Raw genomic sequence first — 20,197 nt, 5'->3', positions numbered from 1 at the left:
CTATGAGCCTTGTTTGAAAGGAGATAGTAATTCCCGTGTCTACAAATGAAATTACAAGACGGTTGCCGAATCTGACAAGTCGTAGAGCGCTGCTGTTATACTCCTTGCCAGTTTTAGTTGCGATTGGTGTTTCTCACTCTCTCAAAGAGTCATCTTTAACCAAAACCATCGCATTGAACCTACCTGAATCTCAGGTCGTTGAAAAAATTCTTGATGCGACAACTGCCGAAGTTGTCACTCCCCCGAACTTCGAATATCAAATCCAAGCAGGTGACAACCTAAGCACTATTTTTAGTCAGCTCGGTTTCGGTTACAGCTCGTTAATGAAAGTAATGGAAACGGATTTGAACTACTTGGCACTTGATACACTTAAGCCGGGCAATACGCTCCGTTTCTGGCGTGATGATGCGACAGGCGAGTTAGCGAAAATGGAACTGCAATTTTCTATTGCAGATAAGGTGGTCTACAAGCTGAATAGTGATGGTAGCTATGACTTTACTGATATTTCCATTCCTGGCGTGTGGAGCCAAGAACCTTTAGTTGGCGTTATTCAAGGCAGTTTTTCTTCTTCTGCGAGTCGTTTAGGTTTAACGTCGGCGGAAGTGAGTCAAGTCGTAAGCTTACTCAAAGAACAACTTAACTTTGGACGTGATCTTCGTGCAGGTGATCGATTTGAAGTTGTTCGTCGCTCACAAAGCATCAATGGTGTACCAACAGGTAAGAACGAAATTGAGGCGATTAAGATTTATAATCGCGGCCGCGAGATCACCGCTTACCTTCATACTGATGGTCAATTCTACAATGCCAAAGGTGAAAGCTTACAGCGCGCATTCCAGCGTTACCCTGTAAGTAGTCGTTGGCGTATCAGTTCTGGCTTCAACCCTAATCGTTTACATCCAGTAACGGGGCGTGTTGCGCCGCACAACGGCACTGACTTTGCTGTACCAACCGGTACACCAGTCGTTTCTACTGGTGATGGTACAGTGATCATGACTCGTAAACACCCCTATGCGGGTAACTACGTGGTTGTTGAGCACGGCAGCAAATACAAAACCCGTTACTTACACCTAAGTAAGATTTTGGTGAAGAAAGGGCAAAAGGTTTCTCGAGGCCAGCGTATCGGTCTTTCTGGTAAAACAGGTCGAGTGACTGGGCCACACCTTCACTATGAGTTGATTGAATACGGCCGTCCAGTTAACGCTATGCGAGCAAATATCCCAATGGCGAGTTCTGTTCCTAAGAAAGAGATGGCTACTTTTGTCGCGAACAGAGATGAAATGGATAGACTATTACGCGATAAAGAGAAAGCAGTGCTGTAATAAAGTACTTCGCTTAAAAAACAAAAAGAGACTAAGCATAGCTTGGTCTCTTTTACTTTGTGCATTAACTAGATTTGAATTCTATGACAGCAGTCTGTTCAGTACGTTAGGCACTCCGCACTTCACGTTCATTTATCAGGTGTACGATTTCTTCAACACTGTGTGGACGAGAGTAAAAGTAACCTTGGATGTAGTGGCAGCCCATTTCAATTAACTTTTGTAGTGCTCTATCGTCTTCTACGCCTTCGGCAATCAAATCCACATCAAGCAGCTCTGCCAATTGTGCTATCAAAAACACTACTTGTTCAGAGGTTGTATTTGAGAGCATGTTCTGCACAAAGGTAGCATCGATTTTGATGCTATCAATCGGATAATTGTGTATATAGTTCAAGCTTGAGTATCCCGTACCAAAATCATCCAGTGCGACTTTAAAACCCAAGTATCGCAACGAGTTAAGTACCATCTGTTCACGGCCACTTTGTGAGAGTAAGACGGTCTCGGTGAGCTCTATAACAAAGTCTTTTGCTTCGTGCTGATACTTTTCAACCATGTTGGTTAAGTGATTAATATAACGGTTGGAATCAACCAGCTCATACGCTGAGCAATTGATGGAGAGTTTGACTTTATAGCCTAGGTTCGCTTCGAGTTCTTGCTTTGCGATACACGCGAGTTCAATAATCCGTTCACCTAACTCGATAATCAGGCCTGATTGTTCGGCAGCTTCAATGAACTCCGCTGGAGAGATATTTCCATAGATATTGCTATTCCAACGAGTCAAAATTTCAAAGTAATTCCAGCGGTCGCTCGTGATATCGACGATCGGTTGAACCACTACATACAACTCATCGCTGTCTTGTATATCAGTACTTAGTTGGATTCGCATTGCCTCAATAAGCTGCGTCCTACGGTGGTATAACGCACTAAGGTGTGTGTCGTAATGCTGAATCCGTGTATCGCGGTGTTTTTTACAATCTTTGAGAGCGAGACTGGCATTCAAAATCAGCTCATCGCTGTTCAACATATGTACTGGGGCACGTGCAATACCAATACTAACGGTGAAAGAAATCCGGTTAGATTTGTCGCTGTAGCCGCTTTCAATTTTGTCGAGTACTTCCTGACACACGGCGACAGGATCTTCGTCGTACGTGATGAAGGCGAATTCATCTCCTGCAACACGGAACGCATTGTTTGGCGACGACAAGCTCTGTTGAATGGCGTTAGCTGTGAACTTAATGATTTGGTCGCCGATATAGTTTCCGTTGATATCATTGATCGATTTGAAATTATCGATATCAAGATACGCCAAACTGAATGGGCGAGTCGCCTGCTGCGTTAATGTCTCCAAGGTATCAGCTAAACAGCTACGGTTGAGCAGTCCAGTTAGGTTATCATGCGATACCTCATAGCTAAGCTGATTAAGAAGCTTATCTGAACGTTCACTGACCCACTTTTCACGTAAGCTATGAATAATGACATTGGCATAAAATCGGTGGCAGTCGAGGATATCTTGCGCTTCTTTCGCGTGGATGCTTCGGGTAAAGGTAGACAGTAAAATTCCCAGAACTTCGCCATTTTGTGTCTTCAATGGCAGGCCAATGTAAGCTTGAATGCCATCTTCTTGAAACATCTTATCTTCAGGAAAACGCTTGTATACCTGGTCTTGATAGAAAATATGTTCGCCAATGTCTTTCGCCACTTTTTCACAGGGGGTGCCTGAAAGGTGGTAGCTTAGGTTGTCTGTAATTTTTCCATTGCTGGCGAAGGAAATGGTATGAGCCGATTGCTGAAGATGCGCAACTTCTACAACGCAAGTGCAATGGCTCTGCAAGTGTTGATGAATATCTAACGTGACTCGGTTTAGCTGAGCCGTGCCGTTTAGCTTCAATATCTCATCAATTTTGTGGAAACTGATTTGTACCTGACCCATCGAGCATTTCACCTAGCGTTGTTATTAACATATCGTGTAAGACACGACGAATTATTATTTGATATGCATCAAATAAACTATCGGTTACTAAGGCAGATTTTTCAAATTTTGTGAACGAACAAATCATTATTTTCATGTTTTTATGCTTGAACCTTTTAAAGGTATAGCGATAAAAACGCTAAGCTAGGCGCGCTTCTCCTCTTCTAATCGTGATTTGAGATAATCGAGGAATAGCTTAGTCCGGGTATGCTGATAATCCAGCTTTGGATAGTAGGCATATACAGTAGCTTTATCCGCTGTGATATCGGGCAGGATAGGGACTAACGCGCCGGATTTGAGATCATCTTTGATCATGACGTTGTTCGTCATCAAAATACCCATGCCTCTTTTGGCACCATGAAACAGCGCTTCTGGGTTGGTCGTGGCAAAGTTACCGGACAAGCTGATACGTTTGCCTCGATTTGTTTTGATTTCTCGTGAGGGTTTTTCTCCCCAAATCAGGACATTATGCTCTGTCAGATCCTCAACGCATTGTGGGGTGCCGTATTTTTTTAGGTAACTAGGCGCAGCGTAAAACTGGGCTTTATGTTCGAAAAGCGCAGTGGCTTTGAAACTCAGAGAGTTCAGTTGCTCTAATTCCCGGCTAATAAACAGGTCTAAGCTTAGCTCTGGCAATTGACCTGGTAGCGTTGTTGTTAATTGAAGTGTGATATCTGGATATTTATCAAGAAAATCATCAAGATAATGAACTAGAAATTTAGAACCAACGGCCAACGTTGCCCCAATCTTTAATAGCCCCGCTGGTGATTGGTTGACTGAGCGAGTTTCATCTAATACCGATTGCCATGAATCAAGCTGACTTTTTGCTCGTTGATAAAACAGAGCACCAGCTTCAGTTTGGCTAATTGAGCGGGTCGTACGTTTGAGTAGTTGAACGCCAATTTTATCTTCTAGCCATTGAACTCGCTTACTGATAGCTGAGCTGGTGGTATTGAGTTTCCGCGCTGCGGCATTAAAGCTACCTTCTTCGACCACACGAATATAACTCTTCACGCTTTGAATCCAGTCCATTGTATCTCCTTGGGAATTAATTCCTTTCCAACTTAGCTGATTATCATCTTTGAGTATCAAATATACACTGTTTGCCATCAATCTGTCACAAAGTAGGAGGAACGTTTGCGTAAAACACCATTGTTATTAGCGATGATGATCATTGCCACAGGCCAAGTTGGCGTTAGTATTTATCTTCCTTCTTTGCCATTGATTGGTCATGACTTGAATTTGCCGCAACATTCGATTCAGAATCTCGTCACGCTATTTCTCGTTGGCTTCGGTATCTCTCAGCTTTTTTACGGCCCATTGTCTGATGCGATTGGTCGTCGGCCGGTGTTTATTCTGGGGCAAAGTGTATATCTAGTTGGTACGGTTATTTGCATCGCGTTTTCGGACAACATTGTTGCCCTTGAAGCGGGACGGTTACTGCAAGGCCTAGGAGCGGGCAGCGCTTCGGTACTTGGTCGGTCAGTACTGCGTGATAGTTATGACGGTATGCAACTAACCAAAGCGCTATCTTATATTTCAGTCACTGCTTCAGTGATGCCAATTATTGCTCCGCTGTTTGGTGGCTGGATCGCTTTTCACCTGAGTTGGCATGCTGTCTTCGTGTTTGTGCTGATTTACTTAATGGCAATTTTTACACTTGGTTTATTAGTGCTGCCAGAAACGCTGCCTTATCCGAAGAGAAAATTTAAAGTAGGCGAAGTAAGCGCGAACTATTTGCGTCTGTTAACGAATACACAAGTGATTGGTAGTGCGAGCTACAACTGGCTTAGTTATTTATCGGCTCTGGTTACGCTCTCCTTGTATCCATTTTTAATGCAACAAGAGTTAGGATTAACGGCGGCAGATTACGGCTCTTTGATGATCATACCGTCAGTTGGTTTGCTGACGGGTAGCTTAGTGCTGAATTTGATCAACGCTCGTTACAAAGCTCAGCAAATCTTGCTGATGAGTTTCGCGATTGCTGCTATTGCTGGCTTCATGTTGTTGGTTACACCCTTCAGTGTATTTTCATTACTAGTGGCATTCACGTGTTTAAGTTTTGCTCAAGGAATGTCATTCCCGGTATCGATCAGTTTGCTACTTTCACCACATAAGCAACAGGCAGGCGCGGTTTCTGCGCTATCTGGTTCTATTCAAATGTGTTTAGCAGGTTTGTTTGGTGGGTACTTAGTAGACTCATGGGTTACGAATCAGCAGCAGCTTGGGGTGTTTTATTTGTTTATTGCGTTACTTTCTTGCTTTGTTCTTGTACTAAGCCAATTTCGTAAAGTGCCAGAAGGGACGGTTCAAGCAGAAACTTCCATCTGAATATACTTGCAACCAGAAGGTCGGCTTTCTAAAATGCGCAGCTAAATTAAGTCTGGCTTGTTGTGTATACTGAATGACTTGGTTTGAAAGGAAGAGGGCAAACCTTGATACTTCTCTCAAGCTTGGAATACATTTCTGCCCAATGGCTATCCGATCTCTAATCGTTAGGTGAAAGAATGCAACAAAACGAATTTGAAACACTGGTAAAAGAAATTACTCAGCAAGAAAGCATGCCAAAGGCACTTGAAATCTTGAAGGCGTGTGAGGAAGAAGAAGTTGCACAAGCGGCGCAATCCCTAACGGGTCAGTTTGGCCTTGCAGAAGTTGATGGTGAGAAACGTATTTACCATATTACCACTCAAGAAGATGAGTCCGGAGAAGAGCAAGAATACGTAGAGCACGTCATGAATGAAGGCGATCACTTGATCAAGTTTGCTGCGTGGTTCTTTGAAACATTCTTTGAAATCAAACAGAAAGATACGTACGTCGCAGCGGGTAAAACATACCAACAACCTAAGCGATAGACGCTCATTTCAAGAAATCCACGAAAATCAAACTGAAAGTTAATTACAAAATAAATGTGACTGGAGTCTTGTTTTTATCTAATTGTGGTGTAAAATTACAACATAGTTAAGTCAATACATTCAGGAGAAGGTCATGGGTAACGAACTTGGTGGTGCTTATATTGGCCAGATGATTGCAAAAGACGCGATGCACAAAGCGCTTTACGGTAAAGCGAAGAAGAAAAAAGCTTCTGTTTTTGCTCGTGTTATTAAAAAACTGGCGAAATAATTTAAAAAGCCCTGATTGAAAAATCAGGGCTTTTTGCTTTTCTCTGTTTTGTTGTTAGTAAGTAGCCAACATATTGCACAACATTGGCAAAACGCTACTCAAAGACTGATGACATTTAAATCTAGAATTACGCGGATTGGCTTGGTATCTCCACAACATTGTTAGGCACTTTATCTAGCCCCTTTGCTGATAACCACTTTTCTAAATCGTCAGCGCCTCCAATATATTTTCCATCTAACCAGATTTGCGGCACTGTTACCGGTGTTTTTTCGCCAATGATGGCTTTTACTTCAGGAATCATGCGGTATAAGGCGGCGCTGTCTTTAACTACATCATGGTACTCATACTGAACGCCAGCCTCGTCAAGTAATTGTTTGGCTTTGACACAGTAAGGGCAAGTTGCTTTACCATAAACAATGTTGCCTTTTAGCTCATCGCGTTTTACCCACTCAGCAATAACAGACTGTACAAGCACACCCCGATTCAATGCTTCTCCTTGGCTGATAACTTTCCCTTCGACAAGAAGAATGGGTGCATGCCAAGCACCAGCTTTTAATGGTTCCCACCAGTGCGATAACCAATCTTTTACTTCAAGTTCAACGGGCACATCGGCTAGTTCGTTTTCAAAAGTATCCTTTAAAATATCTTTGGTTAATGTACATTCACCACAAGGAATATTGACTTTGAATGGGCCCCAACTACCAGCCCAGCGATACAGTGTAATTTTGATTGGTTGACTCATATGGGTTCCTCATTTCCTTTCCTGAAAATATAGAACTTTTAAATTAGATTTTTCTTTCAACTAACTTTGTCTTTTTCGCTTCCCAATGCGTAATAAACGCAATAGATGCAATAATAATCGCAGCACCTAACCATAAACGACCAGGTGGCACCCAACCAAACACCAACCAACCAGCAACAACATTCAAAGGCAGTTTGGCGTGATCAAATGGTTGCACAAATGAGGCGTCTGCTACTGCATATGCTTTAACGATAGCCCATTGAGCGAGTGCTGTAAGTGCACCTGCGGCTAAAAGCACACCCCATATCGTCCACGTATCTGGCATAGTAAACGTCGGTATCGCTAACAAGATATTAAATGGTGTTATCAGCAGCAATAAATAGACAACCATGGTTGATGGCGGATCGTTTACCGACATTTTTTTTACCATTAATGAATACGCTGCCCAGAAAAATGCGGCGCCAACAGGGAGCAGGGTCGCCCATGTAAATGAGTCTGCCCAAGGCTCAAGAATGATCATGGCACCAACAAACCCCGTCAATGTCGCTAACCAGCGTGCAGTACCTACTTTCTCTTTGAGTAACAAGCCAGAACCAACTGTGGCAAATAACGGGGAGGTCATGAGAAGTGCAATACCTTGCCAAATTGGAACTGGGTAAGCGAGAGCCCATAACCAAAGTTGAATCCCGATAACAGAGAGAAAAATGCGGAATGCATGCCAGCCAAAGTGTTGGGTTCTTAAAGAACGTCTAATCCCAAGTGTACGTAGGTAGGGCAGAATAACAAATAAGGCGATTGCATATTGGAATAACGCAAATGTGGTGGAGGAGACACCAAAGTTGATGCTAGCAATTTGGGCGAAGCTGTTCACTATGGCGAATGCCAAGCCAGCTGTTAGCATCCAGGACGCACCTTGAACAGGATGATGATTCAATTGAAAAATTCCAGTTTGATAGAGGTGGCGGGATCATACGTCCTATTGTTTTTCGCGCCAATAAAAAAATGCCTCCCAGAGGGAGGCGACATTACCAATTCAAAGGACGTGCCTGTTATAACAGGTACAAAGAACGAGAAGCACAAACGCTGCCATGCATTTGCATAAATAATATTGCAGAACACGTGCCAACTTTTATATATTTGATTTTAAATGGTTTTTTGGTTTTTCTATGTTGTCGATTAGATGAAATGCACTAACTTAGTGATCAATCGCATTAAAAGAGGGCAGAAGTAGGCGTCGTTACGCTCGTTTTTCATTGCTGAGCGATGCTTGGATAGTGTGAAAACTTATCGAGTTGTGTTGGGTTACATAAAAAATGGCCAGCAAAGGTGCTGGCCAAGTGGACTCGCTCTTAGGACAAGAGTGAATTAGAAATCGTAACGTACGCCTAGGCGCAGTGTATCTTCGCCTTCTGTTACTAGACCTGTTGTTGCATCTTTTGCTTCATCAAGTTGGTTGATGTAGTAAGACAGGTAAGTACGGAAGTTGCTGTTTAGTTTGTAGTAACCAACAAGCTCGATACCTTCAACTGTGTCGTACTTTGAACCGTTGTCTGGATCATTCTCTTGAGCTGTGTATAGAGCTGCAAGTGTCACTTTGCTTGCTACTTTGTAGCTTGCGACTAGCTCGTAAGCCGTAAAGTCTTCAGAGTCAGTCAGGGAACCTTGAGAATAAGTACCTGCTAGGTAAAGGTTGTCCATCGAGTAAGCGATACCACCTAGAATTTGATCTTCAGAGTTATCTTTATCTACATCGCCACCAGAGTATGCAAGACCAAAGTCGAGGCCCATTGGTAGTGAGTACATTCCAGAGATGCCGTATTTATCTTCGTTATCGCTAGAGTTTGCTTGGTAGGTTGCTTGAAGTTGTAGTGCATCAAACGCACCACGGTATGCGAAAACGCTGTCTTGCTTATCAGAAGACGAATCAATAACTTGCTGAACACCAGAGAATTCTGTGATATCCGTCATGTCAGAGATGATGACTGCAGCCATGTCTTGACGACCTACAGAGAAAGCACCGATATCAGAGTCGACGCCTGCATACATGTAGCGGTTTTTGAATTCACTCTTGCCCGTTTTTTGTTCGGCTTCGTAAACACCGAAAGCAGAAAGGCCGTTGCCGATGTTTGTTTTACCTTTTAGGTTAAGACGAGCACGGCTTTTATCTTCCATGGAACCTTCAACTTCAGCACCGTCTGAACCGATGAAGTCACCACGAAACTCAACGCGGCCGCCAACTTTTAATTCAGTACCGTCGTTTTTGTATACAGTTGCTGCGAATGATGGTGCTGATACCAATGCTGTAAGAATTGCAGTAGTTAGTGCTGCCTTTTTCATTTTCTTATTACCCTAGTTGTAATCGATGGGCTTTCTTGCCCGATGTGTTGATGACGCTAAGGTAAAGGCTGAAAATGAAAGATAGATTTCTGTTAAGTTATGATTTGATTGCACTTTTATTGCTGGCGAGAATAAGTGCCCCTTCTCATACCACTTATAAAAAGAAAGGTTTATCTTTTTTGAGGTTTTTTCCTCTCCGTTGAAGACTGTGTTTTTTTCAAAAAGTTCCTGAATTGTTTCTTGACCCTAAATGTAAGTAAACATTTCAATTTGGCAGGGAAGTTTGGCCTAAAAATAGCGAATCATCAGCTATTTGTGAGCTAACTCTCTCTAAAGCATTTCTTATTGTAAGGTTTTTATTTCTCGATTTCTTGAAGGCTAAGTAAACGATTGCTTTTTAGGTTTTGTCTGAGATCTTTTCACTCGGTTGTCAGGAACTAATCAAATAAAGTGTCGGCAGTTGTTACACAAAGGTAAAACTAATCTGGTGGAAACGATGCCTCGGATAGCCTTTGTATTCCTCTCTTTGTTCATCATTTCGTTTTTACGAAAGTGAACCAAAGCCGGGTCTAAAACTGACTAACCAACTAATAAGTAATGGATTTAGAAATGAATAAAAAATTATTAGCAGCGGCAATCGCGGCAGCAACCTTCGGTACTCAAGCAGTTGCAGTGGAACTATATAATAACGATGGCACAACATTTTCGATGGGCGGCCACGTTTCTGTTAATTTAAATGGATCAGAGCAAGGTGACACGGATGTGGGTACTAACTCTCCTCGTATCAATATCTCTGCGACACAGGATTTGGGTAATGGCTTCACCGCAGACGCACGTGGTGAATGGGCGCTAAACTACTTAGACGGTGGTGAAGAGTCGTTTAAAACTCGTCTAGGTTACTTAGGTATAACGCATGAGGTTTATGGTCGTGCAGTAGGTGGTACGCAATGGTCACCTTACTACGATGTCGCAGGTATTGCAGATATGCCAATCGCGTTTGTCAACGACTTCATCTATGACGATCATGGAAACCTTGGCACTGGCCGTGCGGATAAAATGCTTTCTTACCGTAATGCCATCGAGCTGGGTGAAGCGGGTGTGATCAACTTTGGTCTTGGTTGGCAGGGTGCAAACGATGATTACACGCGCAACGATGCTGGAGTTATAACTGGCGGTGCTAAATACGATGACCGTGTGCAAGCTGCGCTTTCTTACTCAATCATGGGCGCTAAAATCGGTTACTCTTACAATGGCGGCGATTTCCAGCACCCTGCATATGCAGGTAAGCACACGGCGGAATCACACGTTGTATCAGCATCTTACGGTGCGTACGGCCAAGGCCTATTCCTTGCTGCGGTTTATGGTTCAAACGAAAACATGAACTTCAGTGCAAAAGGCGACCGTTTAGAAGAAAGTGATGCATACGAAGCGATCATCGCATACGCTCTAGCAAACAGCCTAAACTTGAGTGTTAACTATGAGATGGTGGAAGGTAAAGAGTTTAAGAGCTCTAAAACAGAAACTGCTCGTGAAGAAATGGCACTACAAGCAGAATACAACTTCACGCCTAAATTTGTTGGTTACGCGGGTTACCAGTTTGACCTAAATGACGACAATGGTCGTGAAACTGATGACAAATGGGCGTTAGGTGCTCGTTACTACCTATAATAGGATTTAGCGAGAACTATTATTCAGCTCATTGATCTAAAGCCAGCCTCGTGCTGGCTTTTTTGTCTATTTGTTTTACAAATACTTTGCTGTTTCAATTAGATGATACAAAACTCAAAACGGGGTGAATGTCTTATTTTTTACACTAGAGGTTGCTATTTAGTGTCGTTAAGTCAATAGGTTAGATTATGATGGGATTTTTGTTTTGCAGGGAAGAATGATGAGTGTTATTCAAGTTGAAGAAAAGAAAGTAGAAGTGGGTAAAGTGCTTTGTGTTGGACGAAATTACGTTGAACATATTCATGAGCTTAATAATGCAATGCCTGAGCAAATGGTGGTATTTAATAAACCCGCAACTTCCGTATCAACAACTCTGCGTTCATTCCATCAAGAGCCCCTTCATTATGAGGCTGAAATCTGCTTTTTGATCAAGGATGGACGTTATTCAGCGGTTGGTTTGGGATTGGATCTGACCAAGCGTGGTTTGCAATCCTCGCTTAAAAATCAGGGGTTGCCGTGGGAGCGTGCTAAGGCATTTGATGGCTCTGCTGTGTTTAGTCGGTTTGTCTCTTTGGATAACATTGATATCAACGATCTTAACCTTGAGCTCTTAATTAACTGTGTTCGTGTACAAAAAGGTCACGTTAACCAAATGCTCTACCCGCCGCTAACTATCCTGGATGAATTAACCAGTTACACAACACTTCAAGATGGCGATGTAGTGATGACTGGTACACCAAAGGGCGTTGGTGAGGTACATGAAGGTGACATCTTCCTTGGTCGATTAAAGTGTGGCGATGTCACCTTGTTGGAGATTGAGTGGTTGGCGGATTAAAGCCAAATTCGTAGAACGAGAAATACCACCATACTGATAACCGTCGTTAAAAGAACATTTTTAGTAAAATACGCGATTAAAGCAGCCAGTACGGCAGCCAGTAAAAATGGGTTTTGCACATTGACGCTGAGCTCCCCATCGGGAATGAAAACGATAGGTGCCCAGATCGCAGTCAGTACTGCTGGGCTAGCGTAATTGAGTACTTTTTGAGTGCGCGTCCCTAATCGCAATGGTAGCTTGGGTTCTAAAAACAAGTAGCGGCTGGTGAAAACAAGTACCGTCATCAGTAAAATAGCCAACATGATCATTAGCGTTTCTCCTTTACTTGTTCCACAAAGTAACCAGTAAGCATGGCTAAAATGCTTGAAATCATCAAACTTCCCTCAATTTGATAATAGGTTAGGGCAACCGAGCTCACCAAAGCCACAAGAACACTCGCGAGCACCGCTGCATTTTTAATAGTCGGAACTACAATTGCGATAAAAGTTGCGGCCACAGCAAATTCCAAACCCATTTCGTTCAGTTCAGGGATTAGACTTCCCGCAATAATGCCCGTCAATGTCGCGACATTCCAAAACAGGTAAAAACTCAGACCAGCCCCAAGTGCATACCAGCGATTAAATTGTTTATCGGAATGGTGGCCTACAATCGCAAACAGCTCGTCAGTAAGTAAGAAGCCGAGTGATAATCGCCATTTTAGAGGGAGCGGTGAAATTTTACTGCGCATCGATACACTGTAGAGGAAGTGTCGAGAGGTGATAAAAAACGTTGTCAGTAACATGGTCACTAGACCTGCTCCCGTTTTAATCATTCCCATCGCGACGAGCTGTGCAGAACCTGCGAACAAAATGGCGGATAGTGCTTGTCCTTCCAAAGGGTGAAGCCCAGTATCAATTGCGAATGAGCCTGCGAGTAAGCCCCAAGGGAGCACTGCGATACTCAGAGGCATCATCGCAAGTGTACCTTGCCAAAATAGCGTGGCTTTTGATTCTTTTTTTAACGGCAAAGTGTGGTCCATAGTTTCTTCTTATTTATTCCTAAATCAGATTACCAAGATAGCTCGGTAGTCGCATAACGCCTTGTACAATATTGCTGCTTTAGCTGTGACGGACGTATTGGCCGGGAGTGACGCCCATGGCTTTTTTAAAGTGTCGATGCAGATGGCTTTGATCATGGAAGCCGCATTCTTGTGCCACGTCTGAAATTTTTTGTCCCATTTTTAGTAGCTTCTTCGCCATACGTAAACGTTGCTGAATTTGATAGGCATGAGGCGGAAAGCCAAATTGCTTTTGAAACTCTCTCAACAGATGAAAAGGGCTTAATCCAGACAGTTTCGCGAGTTCTTCTAGTGAGACGTCCGTTTGTGGAAAGTCTTCCAAAAATTCTCTGACTAGCTGCACTTGTCGCTGAGCTCTGGTTGACTCTTTCAGTGGTGCCCGATGAGTGCTGTGTTTACTGGCTAGCTTGATCAACGTGCCGTAAACCAAAGTTTCTCTCAATAAACGGTTGTCTGATTTTTCTAGTGTTTCAAATACCAGTCGTAACTGACTAGCCAGCTCAGGATCGTAAACCACAGGTTGAGGGAAATAGGGCAGAGCTACATTTGGTGAGCCAAGCTCTTGTCCTAAAGTTTGAAACTGCTGAGGTACGGGGTACATTGCTTTGTATTCCCAGCCGCCTTCCGAGGCTGAATGCCCGTTGTGTACTTCATCTGCATTAACAAGGATGATGCTGTCCTGTGGCGCGATATGATTCCCGCCCGTCCTAAAAAATTGTTGTGCCCCTTTTTCGATGACACCAATAGTGTAACCTTCGTGGCTATGGCGTGAAAAATTCTGCTTCTCATACTTTGCATCGAGAAGTTCTAAACCGCCGAGCTCTTGAGCTATCTTGAAGGTAGCGATTTCCTTATTCTTTTCTTTCATCTTTATCCGGTCTGCTCAAGAAAATCATTTTAGAAGTGTAACGGATCCATCGTGCTTATTTTTGTACAAAATTGCTATTCGATTTTGATAAACAGGCGAATTGATTGCTATTTTTCGGCTGGGCAAACTATGATTTTTATTTTTTGATTTATCTTGGCTATTTTGGGCTGGATGATGTCATTTTGTTGGTATAACATTCGCCGCCTTGTTGTAGAAAAGCGGTTCCATCATGATTGATTTATCTGTACTTCCTGTTTATCTCACCGCAGTAGTGGCTTTGTTGCTGTTACCAGGGCCCGATATGTTGCTGATAGCGAGCTCTAGTATGAGTTACGGTAAGAAGGTCGGTCTTTTTGCTAGCTTAGGCAATGCGACGTCTGGTGTTATTCTTACTTTGCTTGCTGCAATGGGCGTATCTACCCTGATTGCCATGAGCCCAATAGCCCTTAAAGTCCTTCATCTATTAGGTGGCGCTTACTTGCTAAAAATGGGTTGGGACTGCTTACGAGCTGAGGCCTCTTCGGCTCCAGAGCTTGATGGTCAAAACAAAATGGCATCAACTTATTATCAGCGTGCTTTGATGAGTAATTTGCTTAACCCTAAAGCCTTGGTCTTTTTTGTAATGTTTTTGCCGCAGTTTGTCTCAAGCAATATCACGGCATCTTCCGGTGAGCAGATGCTAGCGCTAGGGTTATTGTTGAACGTTCTTGGCTTGTCATTCAATTTATTACTTGTTGGGTTAGCAGGCACATTGGGCAAAGGGCTGCTCGAGAACGAAAAATTCCGCACGTATCAACATAAACTAATGGGGTTAGTGTTTGTTATTCTGGCGTTGTGGATGCTGAGTAGTTTCGCCTTGTAAAGTTATCATATTCCATCAGAAAGCCAGCAATTGCTGGCTTTTTGTTTTAGGATATTGGTGTTTCCTAAGGAGAGGGTATATGAAGCTTGAATTTTGTTTAAATCCAGATCAAACAGACCTTGATTTTGTTCGTGAAGGTATTCGATCTTATAACCGACTGCATTTACCTGAAGGGGAAGTGCATGCTGTAGGCTGTTTCGCAAAAGATGAGAATGGCAAGATCATGGGTGGCTTGACTGGCGAAATGTTTAAAAATACGGTGTTTGTTGAGTTTTTGTGGGTAGACGCTGAAAGTCGAACCTCTGGTCTCGGTAGCCAATTAATGTCGATGCTAGAACAAAGAGTAAAGCCTCACGGGGTTACCCATGTTTATTTGGATACCTACAGCTTTCAAGCTCTTGAGTTCTATCTCAAATTAGGTTTTGAGAAAGTGGGGCAGTACTCAGGTTATCCTGCAGAGGGCATCCACAAGCACTTTCTACAAAAGGAAATTGTAGGCTAGGGAAAAGCACGGGTTAGCTTGACTTGTTCTAGTCAAAATCAAAAAAAGAGGCGCGAATTTGCGCCTCTTGTTGTATCAAATATCTATGTTTCTCTTTGACTTACAAACTTTGCTGGTGCGCGTCGATAAGTTCGTTCATTTTCGCTTCTGCTGCTTGCTGTGCTTGCTCATAGCTCATATCCGCAGGGAAGAGGTTGATGACTTCGTAGTAACATTTTAGTTTTGGCTCAGTACCAGAAGGACGAACAATCACGCGTGATTGATCTTCTAGGTGATAAATCAATACGTCACTTGCTGGTAAGTCAATGGATTCTTCAGAGCCGTCGTCAAACATGCGAACCGATGTTTTAAGATCTTCGGTTACTGCAACTTTTTTACCAGCAATCTCTGTTGGTGGATTTGCTCGGAGTTTGTCGCCGATTGGTGGAGAGTTCGGGTCGAGAGCGATGCTGCGTTGTGCGTTGAAGTAGAAACCGTGCTCGCGGTACAGCTCTTCCAGTTTATCCCACAGTGTTTTGCCTTGCGTTTTAAGTTTGCCTGTTAGCTGTGAAAACGCGACGATTGCAGATAAGCCATCTTTGTCCCACACCTTGTTACCCACGGTATAACCGAGCGCTTCCTCATAAGCAAACAAGAATGGGTTGGTTTCTGTCTCTTGTTCCATGGCAACGTTAGTAAGCCATTTAAAGCCAGTTAATGTTTGATAGTATTGTGCGCCATGCGCCTTAGCGATGCTGCTCAGCATTCTTGAGGATACGATGGTGTTGCCAACCAAAGCGTTAGGTTGCTGTTCCAACAAGTAATCGCCAAACAGTGAGCCCACCTGATCACCCGTTAGCATTTGATACTCGCCATCTGGGCGTTTAACTGCCACGGCAAAACGGTCTGCATCTGGATCGTTCGCGCAAGCGATATCGGCATCTACGGACTTACCTAATGCCATCACCATATCCATTGCACCGGCTTCTTCAGGGTTTGGGAAGTTGACGGTCGGGAAGCTTCCATCAGGTTCGCGCTGTTCCTTAACACTTGCCACTTTTTGGAAGCCTGCGTCGGCAAGTAGCGTTTCCGCCATATTCGCGCCAACGCCATGCATTGCGGTGTAAGCAATAGATATATCGGTATTGTTGTCAGGAGTAAGCAGCGCGTTTTCATTCATTGTCTTACGGTAAGTTTGGTAGTAGTCGTCTTCCAACCAAACTAACAAACCGTGCTGTTTTGCATCATCGAGAGACATTAAAGGTAATGGCTTCGTTGTTGCGTCATCAATTTTCGCTGCGATTCCAGAGTCGTGCGGAGGAATAATCTGTGCGCCATTCTCCCAATATACTTTAAAGCCATTGTATTCTGGTGGATTGTGACTGGCAGTAACAACAACAGCGGCCGCTGCATTCAATGTACGGACACCAAACGCGACAATTGGGGTTGCTGCAACGTCATACGTTAGGTAAACCTTGATACCAAGGGCCGTCAGTACGGATGCGGTATCATGCGCGAATTGTTTTGAATCGGGACGACCGTCGTAGCCAATAACGACACCACGACTCGCGGCATCTTTGACTTGCTCAAGCAAATAGTGCCCTAAACCAGTGGCGGTCTCTTGAATCACCAAGCGGTTCATTCGGTTTGGACCTGCGCCCACTTTGCCACGTAAGCCTGCAGTACCAAAGGCAAGGCGTGAGCCAAAGCGATCAGTAAGTTCTTGTTCATTGTTCGTATCGACGAGGTGTTGTAGCTCTTCACGAGTCTTAGGATCAGGGTCTCGTTCTAGCCATTGCGTAATTAGTGCTGTCATATCAGTCATTCCTTAGTAGGGGGAGCCTACTTTCTTGGACACTTCGTTTGGTAAGTATCTCAATGTTTTCTTTTAAATCAATGTAAATGGTTCTCAATTACATTTCAAAGAGGGCAATCGATAAACCGAATTAATTTTTCTTATCCGAACAAAATTTAATCATATTTAATTTCTTGAAGAACCTTGGAACTATAACTAGCCTTTTAACATAAATATAACAAACCGTGTCGAAATCGTAGTTTTTGTGATTTTTCGTAAAGTTGTTCGATATTTGCATCGGGACGCAAGGAAGCTCGCGTAGGCGTAGCGGCTGAGCAGAGGAGAGATCTTTTGAAAAGATTAACGACTACTCTAGCCTTATCACTGAATGTGATTTTAATCACATTTTCCTCTTTTGGTTGGTCAAAGGAAAATGACTACAACATGACAAAAGGGGTCACAGAGATAAGTGGGCAAGTGTATGAATTACATATGCTGATTTTCTATATCTGCTGTGTAATTGCTTTGATTGTTTTTGGTGTGATGTTCTATTCCATCTTTCGTCATCGCAAGTCAAAAGGAGCAGTTGCCGCACATTTCCATGAAAGCACAAAAGTGGAAATTATTTGGACGGTCATACCCATCATCATTCTTGTCGCTATGGCGATTCCCGCAACAAAAACTCTAGTAGCAATGGAAGACACAAGCCAATCGGATATCACGGTCAAGATCACAGGCTCGCAATGGAAATGGCATTACAGCTATTTTGGCGAAGATGTTGAGTTTTTTAGTTTGCTTGCCACCAGCCAAAAACAAATTGATGGAATCGAAGCTAAAGGCGCACATTACTTACTGGAAGTAGACAACCCTTTGGTGTTGCCTGTGAATCGCAAAGTGCGTTTTTTGATGACTTCTGATGATGTCATTCACTCTTGGTGGGTACCGGACTTTGCCGTCAAGAAAGACACCATTCCAGGTTTTATTAATGAAGCATGGACAAGAATTGATGAGCCAGGCGTATATCGCGGTCAGTGTGCGGAGCTATGTGGTCGTGCACACGGATTTATGCCAGTGGTGGTGCATGCGATGGAAGAAGAGAAGTTCGATGAATGGCTAGCGAGTAAGAAGGAAGAACTCGCACTTCAAAAAGCGGCGGCACAAGAAGCGCTCTCTCAAGACTTATCTATGGATGAATTGATGTCGCAAGGCGAATCTATATACACGGCGCGCTGCGCTGTCTGTCATCAGGCAAATGGTGAGGGGATTCCGGGTGCATTTCCCGCGATTAAAGGCAGTCCTATTGCAACCGGAGATGTTACAGAGCACATAGATATTATTGTCAACGGTCGCCCGGGCACCGCAATGCAGGCTTTTTCTAATCAGTTAAGTGACAAAGAAATTGGCGCGGTTATCACATATCAACGAAATGCATGGGGCAACGATACTGGCGACACAGTGCAAGCATCCGATGTGAATGCCTTTAAGGCACAAGGCAGTGCTAAGGAGGAAATATGAGTAAGCCAATAGATAAGGCAGTGAAGTCTGCGCCAGCAGAAGCCAGTGCGAACAGTACCATTGCGATTGATGATGGTCACGAGCATCATGCACCCCAGGGCATCACTCGTTGGTTGTATTCTACAAGTCATAAAGACATAGGCACCCTCTACCTTTGGTTTAGCTTTGCGATGTTTCTAACAGGTGGTGCGATGGCTATGATCATTCGTGCCGAACTGTTCCAGCCAGGGCTACAGCTAGTCGATCCGCAGTTTTTTAATCAAATGACCACGGTACACGGTTTAGTGATGGTATTTGGTGCGGTGATGCCAGCATTTACTGGCCTTGCTAACTGGATGATCCCGATGATGATCGGCGCTCCAGATATGGCGCTGCCGCGCATGAACAACTTGAGTTTTTGGATCTTACCTTTTGCATTTCTTATTTTGTTGAGCTCGTTGTTTTTACCTGGCGGCGGTCCTGATTTTGGTTGGACGTTTTATGCTCCGCTGTCCACGACTTATGGACCAGATAGCACTTCGCTGTTTGTATTCTCTGTGCATATCATGGGTATCAGCTCCATTATGGGCGCGATCAACGTTATCGTGACGATCGTAAATATGCGAGCTCCGGGAATGACTTGGTTCAAGTTACCAATGTTTGTTTGGACTTGGTTAATTACCGCTTTCTTGTTGATCGCGGTTATGCCGGTACTAGCGGGTGCAGTGACCATGGTTCTTACTGACAAATATTTCGGGACTAGCTTCTTTGACGCAGCTGGTGGTGGTGACCCGGTAATGTTCCAACACATCTTTTGGTTCTTTGGTCACCCAGAAGTGTACATCATGATTTTACCGTCGTTTGGAATCATCTCCGCCATTCTGCCTGCTTTCAGTGGTAAGAAGCTGTTTGGTTATCATTCGATGGTTTACGCGACGTGCAGCATTGCATTGTTATCTTTCCTTGTGTGGGCGCACCACATGTTTACCACGGGGATGCCAGTTTTTGCTGAGCTCTTCTTTATGTATTGCACTATGCTGATTGCGGTACCAACGGGGGTGAAAGTCTTTAACTGGGTTGCCACCATGTGGCGTGGAGCTCTGACATTTGAAACGCCAATGTTGTTTGCCATTGCCTTTATTGTGCTTTTTACCATTGGTGGCTTCTCGGGACTAATGTTGGCGATTGTGCCGGCGGACTTCCAATATCATGACACTTACTTCGTAGTTGCCCATTTCCATTATGTGTTGGTATCTGGTGCGGTATTCTCGATCATGGCAGCGGCATACTACTGGCTACCTAAGTGGACGGGCAATATGTACGACCACAAGCTGAGTTTATGGCATTTCTGGTGCTCAATTATTTCCGTCAATGTCCTGTTTTTCCCAATGCACTTCCTAGGCTTAGCGGGCATGCCAAGACGCATACCGGATTACGCCATTCAGTTTGCTGATGTTAATCAAATAGTATCAATTGGCGGGTTGGCATTTGGGTTGTCACAACTGATCTTCTTATGGTTGGTGATCAAGTGTATTCGTGGCGGGGAGAAGGCTTCTGCAAAACCATGGGAACGTGCGGAAGGCTTAGAGTGGACAGTGCCAAGCCCTGCGCCACATCATACGTTTACTACACCGCCTAAGATTGACTAGC

Annotated in this window: 19 protein-coding genes; 10 read left to right on the top strand and 9 right to left on the bottom strand. The window is 43.8% G+C overall.

What is annotated here, in order from left to right:
* Nucleotides 1–35 precede the first annotated feature (35 nt).
* On the top strand, nt 36–1,319 hold the full coding sequence (locus R7D93_RS01245) for a peptidoglycan DD-metalloendopeptidase family protein (RefSeq protein WP_025768471.1): 1,284 nt from the start codon (nt 36–38) through the stop codon (nt 1,317–1,319).
* A 106-nt stretch (nt 1,320–1,425) separates the two neighbouring features.
* Here the strand turns inward: R7D93_RS01245 and R7D93_RS01240 are convergent, their stop codons facing one another.
* Together R7D93_RS01240 and R7D93_RS01235 are read right to left on the bottom strand one after the other, a co-directional pair.
* Nucleotides 1,426–3,246 carry a putative bifunctional diguanylate cyclase/phosphodiesterase gene (locus R7D93_RS01240; RefSeq protein WP_213867823.1) on the bottom strand — a complete coding sequence of 607 codons (1,821 nt, stop codon included), beginning with the start codon at nt 3,244–3,246 and terminating at the stop codon, nt 1,426–1,428.
* A gap of 183 nt (nt 3,247–3,429) precedes the next feature.
* Entirely contained in the window at nt 3,430–4,317 is an 888-nt protein-coding gene (locus tag R7D93_RS01235; RefSeq protein ID WP_025768470.1) for a LysR family transcriptional regulator, read from the bottom strand.
* 105 nt (nt 4,318–4,422) lie between these two features.
* On the opposite strand from R7D93_RS01235, the gene R7D93_RS01230 reads away from it, so the two are divergent.
* The 3 genes from R7D93_RS01230 (at nt 4,423) to R7D93_RS01220 (ending at nt 6,408) form a co-directional block, all read left to right on the top strand.
* A complete protein-coding gene (locus tag R7D93_RS01230; protein WP_213867822.1) occupies nt 4,423–5,616 on the top strand; it encodes a multidrug effflux MFS transporter in 1,194 nt (397 codons plus the stop codon).
* 176 nt (nt 5,617–5,792) lie between these two features.
* Nucleotides 5,793–6,140, top strand: a complete 348-nt coding sequence (locus tag R7D93_RS01225; RefSeq protein ID WP_005375501.1) for a hypothetical protein — start codon at nt 5,793–5,795, stop codon at nt 6,138–6,140.
* Nucleotides 6,141–6,273: 133 nt separating this feature from the next.
* Nucleotides 6,274–6,408 carry a hypothetical protein gene (locus tag R7D93_RS01220; RefSeq protein ID WP_017635854.1) on the top strand — a complete coding sequence of 45 codons (135 nt, stop codon included), beginning with the start codon at nt 6,274–6,276 and terminating at the stop codon, nt 6,406–6,408.
* A gap of 127 nt (nt 6,409–6,535) precedes the next feature.
* Here R7D93_RS01220 and R7D93_RS01215 read toward each other — a convergent pair whose 3' ends face one another.
* The 3 genes from R7D93_RS01215 to R7D93_RS01205 form a co-directional block, all read right to left on the bottom strand.
* The gene (locus tag R7D93_RS01215; protein WP_005385185.1) at nt 6,536–7,150 is read right to left on the bottom strand and encodes a glutaredoxin domain-containing protein; all 615 of its coding nucleotides are present in this window, start codon (nt 7,148–7,150) and stop codon (nt 6,536–6,538) included.
* 43 nt (nt 7,151–7,193) lie between these two features.
* Nucleotides 7,194–8,051: a DMT family transporter gene (locus R7D93_RS01210; protein ID WP_005375542.1), complete on the bottom strand. Its 858-nt coding sequence runs from the start codon at nt 8,049–8,051 to the stop codon at nt 7,194–7,196.
* 464 nt (nt 8,052–8,515) lie between these two features.
* Nucleotides 8,516–9,487: a porin gene (locus R7D93_RS01205; RefSeq protein WP_213867820.1), complete on the bottom strand. Its 972-nt coding sequence runs from the start codon at nt 9,485–9,487 to the stop codon at nt 8,516–8,518.
* Nucleotides 9,488–10,096: 609 nt separating this feature from the next.
* Between R7D93_RS01205 and R7D93_RS01200 the strand changes: the two genes are divergently transcribed.
* Both R7D93_RS01200 and R7D93_RS01195 read left to right on the top strand, forming a co-directional pair.
* Nucleotides 10,097–11,155, top strand: coding sequence for a porin (locus R7D93_RS01200; RefSeq protein ID WP_225496295.1), 1,059 nt, complete (start codon nt 10,097–10,099; stop codon nt 11,153–11,155).
* Nucleotides 11,156–11,375: 220 nt separating this feature from the next.
* Nucleotides 11,376–11,990: a fumarylacetoacetate hydrolase family protein gene (locus R7D93_RS01195; protein ID WP_017635857.1), complete on the top strand. Its 615-nt coding sequence runs from the start codon at nt 11,376–11,378 to the stop codon at nt 11,988–11,990.
* Here R7D93_RS01195 and R7D93_RS01190 read toward each other — a convergent pair.
* From R7D93_RS01190 to R7D93_RS01180, 3 genes are all read right to left on the bottom strand, one after another.
* Nucleotides 11,987–12,298 (bottom strand): AzlD domain-containing protein, encoded by a 312-nt coding sequence (locus R7D93_RS01190; RefSeq protein ID WP_005385193.1) that lies wholly within the window; start codon nt 12,296–12,298, stop codon nt 11,987–11,989. The two genes, R7D93_RS01195 and R7D93_RS01190, sit on opposite strands and share 4 nt — an antisense overlap.
* Complete coding sequence (locus tag R7D93_RS01185; protein ID WP_025768466.1) at nt 12,298–13,008, bottom strand: AzlC family ABC transporter permease; 711 nt, start codon at nt 13,006–13,008, stop codon at nt 12,298–12,300. Before R7D93_RS01185 ends, R7D93_RS01190 begins: the two co-directional genes overlap by 1 nt.
* A gap of 79 nt (nt 13,009–13,087) precedes the next feature.
* The gene (locus R7D93_RS01180) at nt 13,088–13,915 is read right to left on the bottom strand and encodes an AraC family transcriptional regulator (protein WP_005385198.1); all 828 of its coding nucleotides are present in this window, start codon (nt 13,913–13,915) and stop codon (nt 13,088–13,090) included.
* A gap of 229 nt (nt 13,916–14,144) precedes the next feature.
* On the opposite strand from R7D93_RS01180, the gene R7D93_RS01175 reads away from it, so the two are divergent.
* Complete coding sequence (locus R7D93_RS01175; protein WP_005375522.1) at nt 14,145–14,777, top strand: LysE family translocator; 633 nt, start codon at nt 14,145–14,147, stop codon at nt 14,775–14,777.
* Between the two features lie 79 nt (nt 14,778–14,856).
* Nucleotides 14,857–15,279, top strand: a complete 423-nt coding sequence (locus R7D93_RS01170) for a GNAT family N-acetyltransferase (protein WP_213885958.1) — start codon at nt 14,857–14,859, stop codon at nt 15,277–15,279.
* 100 nt (nt 15,280–15,379) lie between these two features.
* Here R7D93_RS01170 and R7D93_RS01165 read toward each other — a convergent pair whose 3' ends face one another.
* Nucleotides 15,380–17,074, bottom strand: coding sequence for a phospho-sugar mutase (locus R7D93_RS01165; RefSeq protein WP_213912111.1), 1,695 nt, complete (start codon nt 17,072–17,074; stop codon nt 15,380–15,382).
* A 330-nt stretch (nt 17,075–17,404) separates the two neighbouring features.
* Between R7D93_RS01165 and coxB the strand changes: the two genes are divergently transcribed.
* Nucleotides 17,405–18,568: a cytochrome c oxidase subunit II gene (coxB, locus tag R7D93_RS01160; protein ID WP_005385208.1), complete on the top strand. Its 1,164-nt coding sequence runs from the start codon at nt 17,405–17,407 to the stop codon at nt 18,566–18,568.
* Nucleotides 18,565–20,196 carry a cytochrome c oxidase subunit I gene (gene ctaD / locus R7D93_RS01155; protein WP_225496293.1) on the top strand — a complete coding sequence of 544 codons (1,632 nt, stop codon included), beginning with the start codon at nt 18,565–18,567 and terminating at the stop codon, nt 20,194–20,196. The genes coxB and ctaD overlap by 4 nt, the downstream gene beginning before the upstream one ends.
* The last annotated feature ends 1 nt before the right edge of the window (nt 20,197 follow it).

Source organism: Vibrio sp. YT-15 (genome assembly GCF_033337445.1).
Taxonomy (GTDB): Bacteria; Pseudomonadota; Gammaproteobacteria; order Enterobacterales; family Vibrionaceae; genus Vibrio; species Vibrio alginolyticus.
This window is presented reverse-complemented; position numbering and strand designations above follow the sequence as displayed.

Excerpts from the sequence above, each read along its gene's own strand:
- R7D93_RS01240 (WP_213867823.1), bottom strand. The coding sequence starts at position 3,246 with ATGGGTCAGGTACAAATCAGTTTCCACAAAATTGATGAGATATTGAAG.
- R7D93_RS01235 (WP_025768470.1), bottom strand. The coding sequence starts at position 4,317 with ATGGACTGGATTCAAAGCGTGAAGAGTTATATTCGTGTGGTCGAAGAA.
- R7D93_RS01225 (WP_005375501.1), top strand. The coding sequence starts at position 5,793 with ATGCAACAAAACGAATTTGAAACACTGGTAAAAGAAATTACTCAGCAA.
- R7D93_RS01220 (WP_017635854.1), top strand. The coding sequence starts at position 6,274 with ATGGGTAACGAACTTGGTGGTGCTTATATTGGCCAGATGATTGCAAAA.
- R7D93_RS01215 (WP_005385185.1), bottom strand. The coding sequence starts at position 7,150 with ATGAGTCAACCAATCAAAATTACACTGTATCGCTGGGCTGGTAGTTGG.
- R7D93_RS01210 (WP_005375542.1), bottom strand. The coding sequence starts at position 8,051 with ATGCTAACAGCTGGCTTGGCATTCGCCATAGTGAACAGCTTCGCCCAA.
- R7D93_RS01205 (WP_213867820.1), bottom strand. The coding sequence starts at position 9,487 with ATGAAAAAGGCAGCACTAACTACTGCAATTCTTACAGCATTGGTATCA.
- R7D93_RS01200 (WP_225496295.1), top strand. The coding sequence starts at position 10,097 with ATGAATAAAAAATTATTAGCAGCGGCAATCGCGGCAGCAACCTTCGGT.
- R7D93_RS01195 (WP_017635857.1), top strand. The coding sequence starts at position 11,376 with ATGAGTGTTATTCAAGTTGAAGAAAAGAAAGTAGAAGTGGGTAAAGTG.
- R7D93_RS01190 (WP_005385193.1), bottom strand. The coding sequence starts at position 12,298 with ATGATCATGTTGGCTATTTTACTGATGACGGTACTTGTTTTCACCAGC.
- R7D93_RS01185 (WP_025768466.1), bottom strand. The coding sequence starts at position 13,008 with ATGGACCACACTTTGCCGTTAAAAAAAGAATCAAAAGCCACGCTATTT.
- R7D93_RS01180 (WP_005385198.1), bottom strand. The coding sequence starts at position 13,915 with ATGAAAGAAAAGAATAAGGAAATCGCTACCTTCAAGATAGCTCAAGAG.
- R7D93_RS01175 (WP_005375522.1), top strand. The coding sequence starts at position 14,145 with ATGATTGATTTATCTGTACTTCCTGTTTATCTCACCGCAGTAGTGGCT.
- R7D93_RS01170 (WP_213885958.1), top strand. The coding sequence starts at position 14,857 with ATGAAGCTTGAATTTTGTTTAAATCCAGATCAAACAGACCTTGATTTT.
- R7D93_RS01165 (WP_213912111.1), bottom strand. The coding sequence starts at position 17,074 with ATGACAGCACTAATTACGCAATGGCTAGAACGAGACCCTGATCCTAAG.
- ctaD (WP_225496293.1), top strand. The coding sequence starts at position 18,565 with ATGAGTAAGCCAATAGATAAGGCAGTGAAGTCTGCGCCAGCAGAAGCC.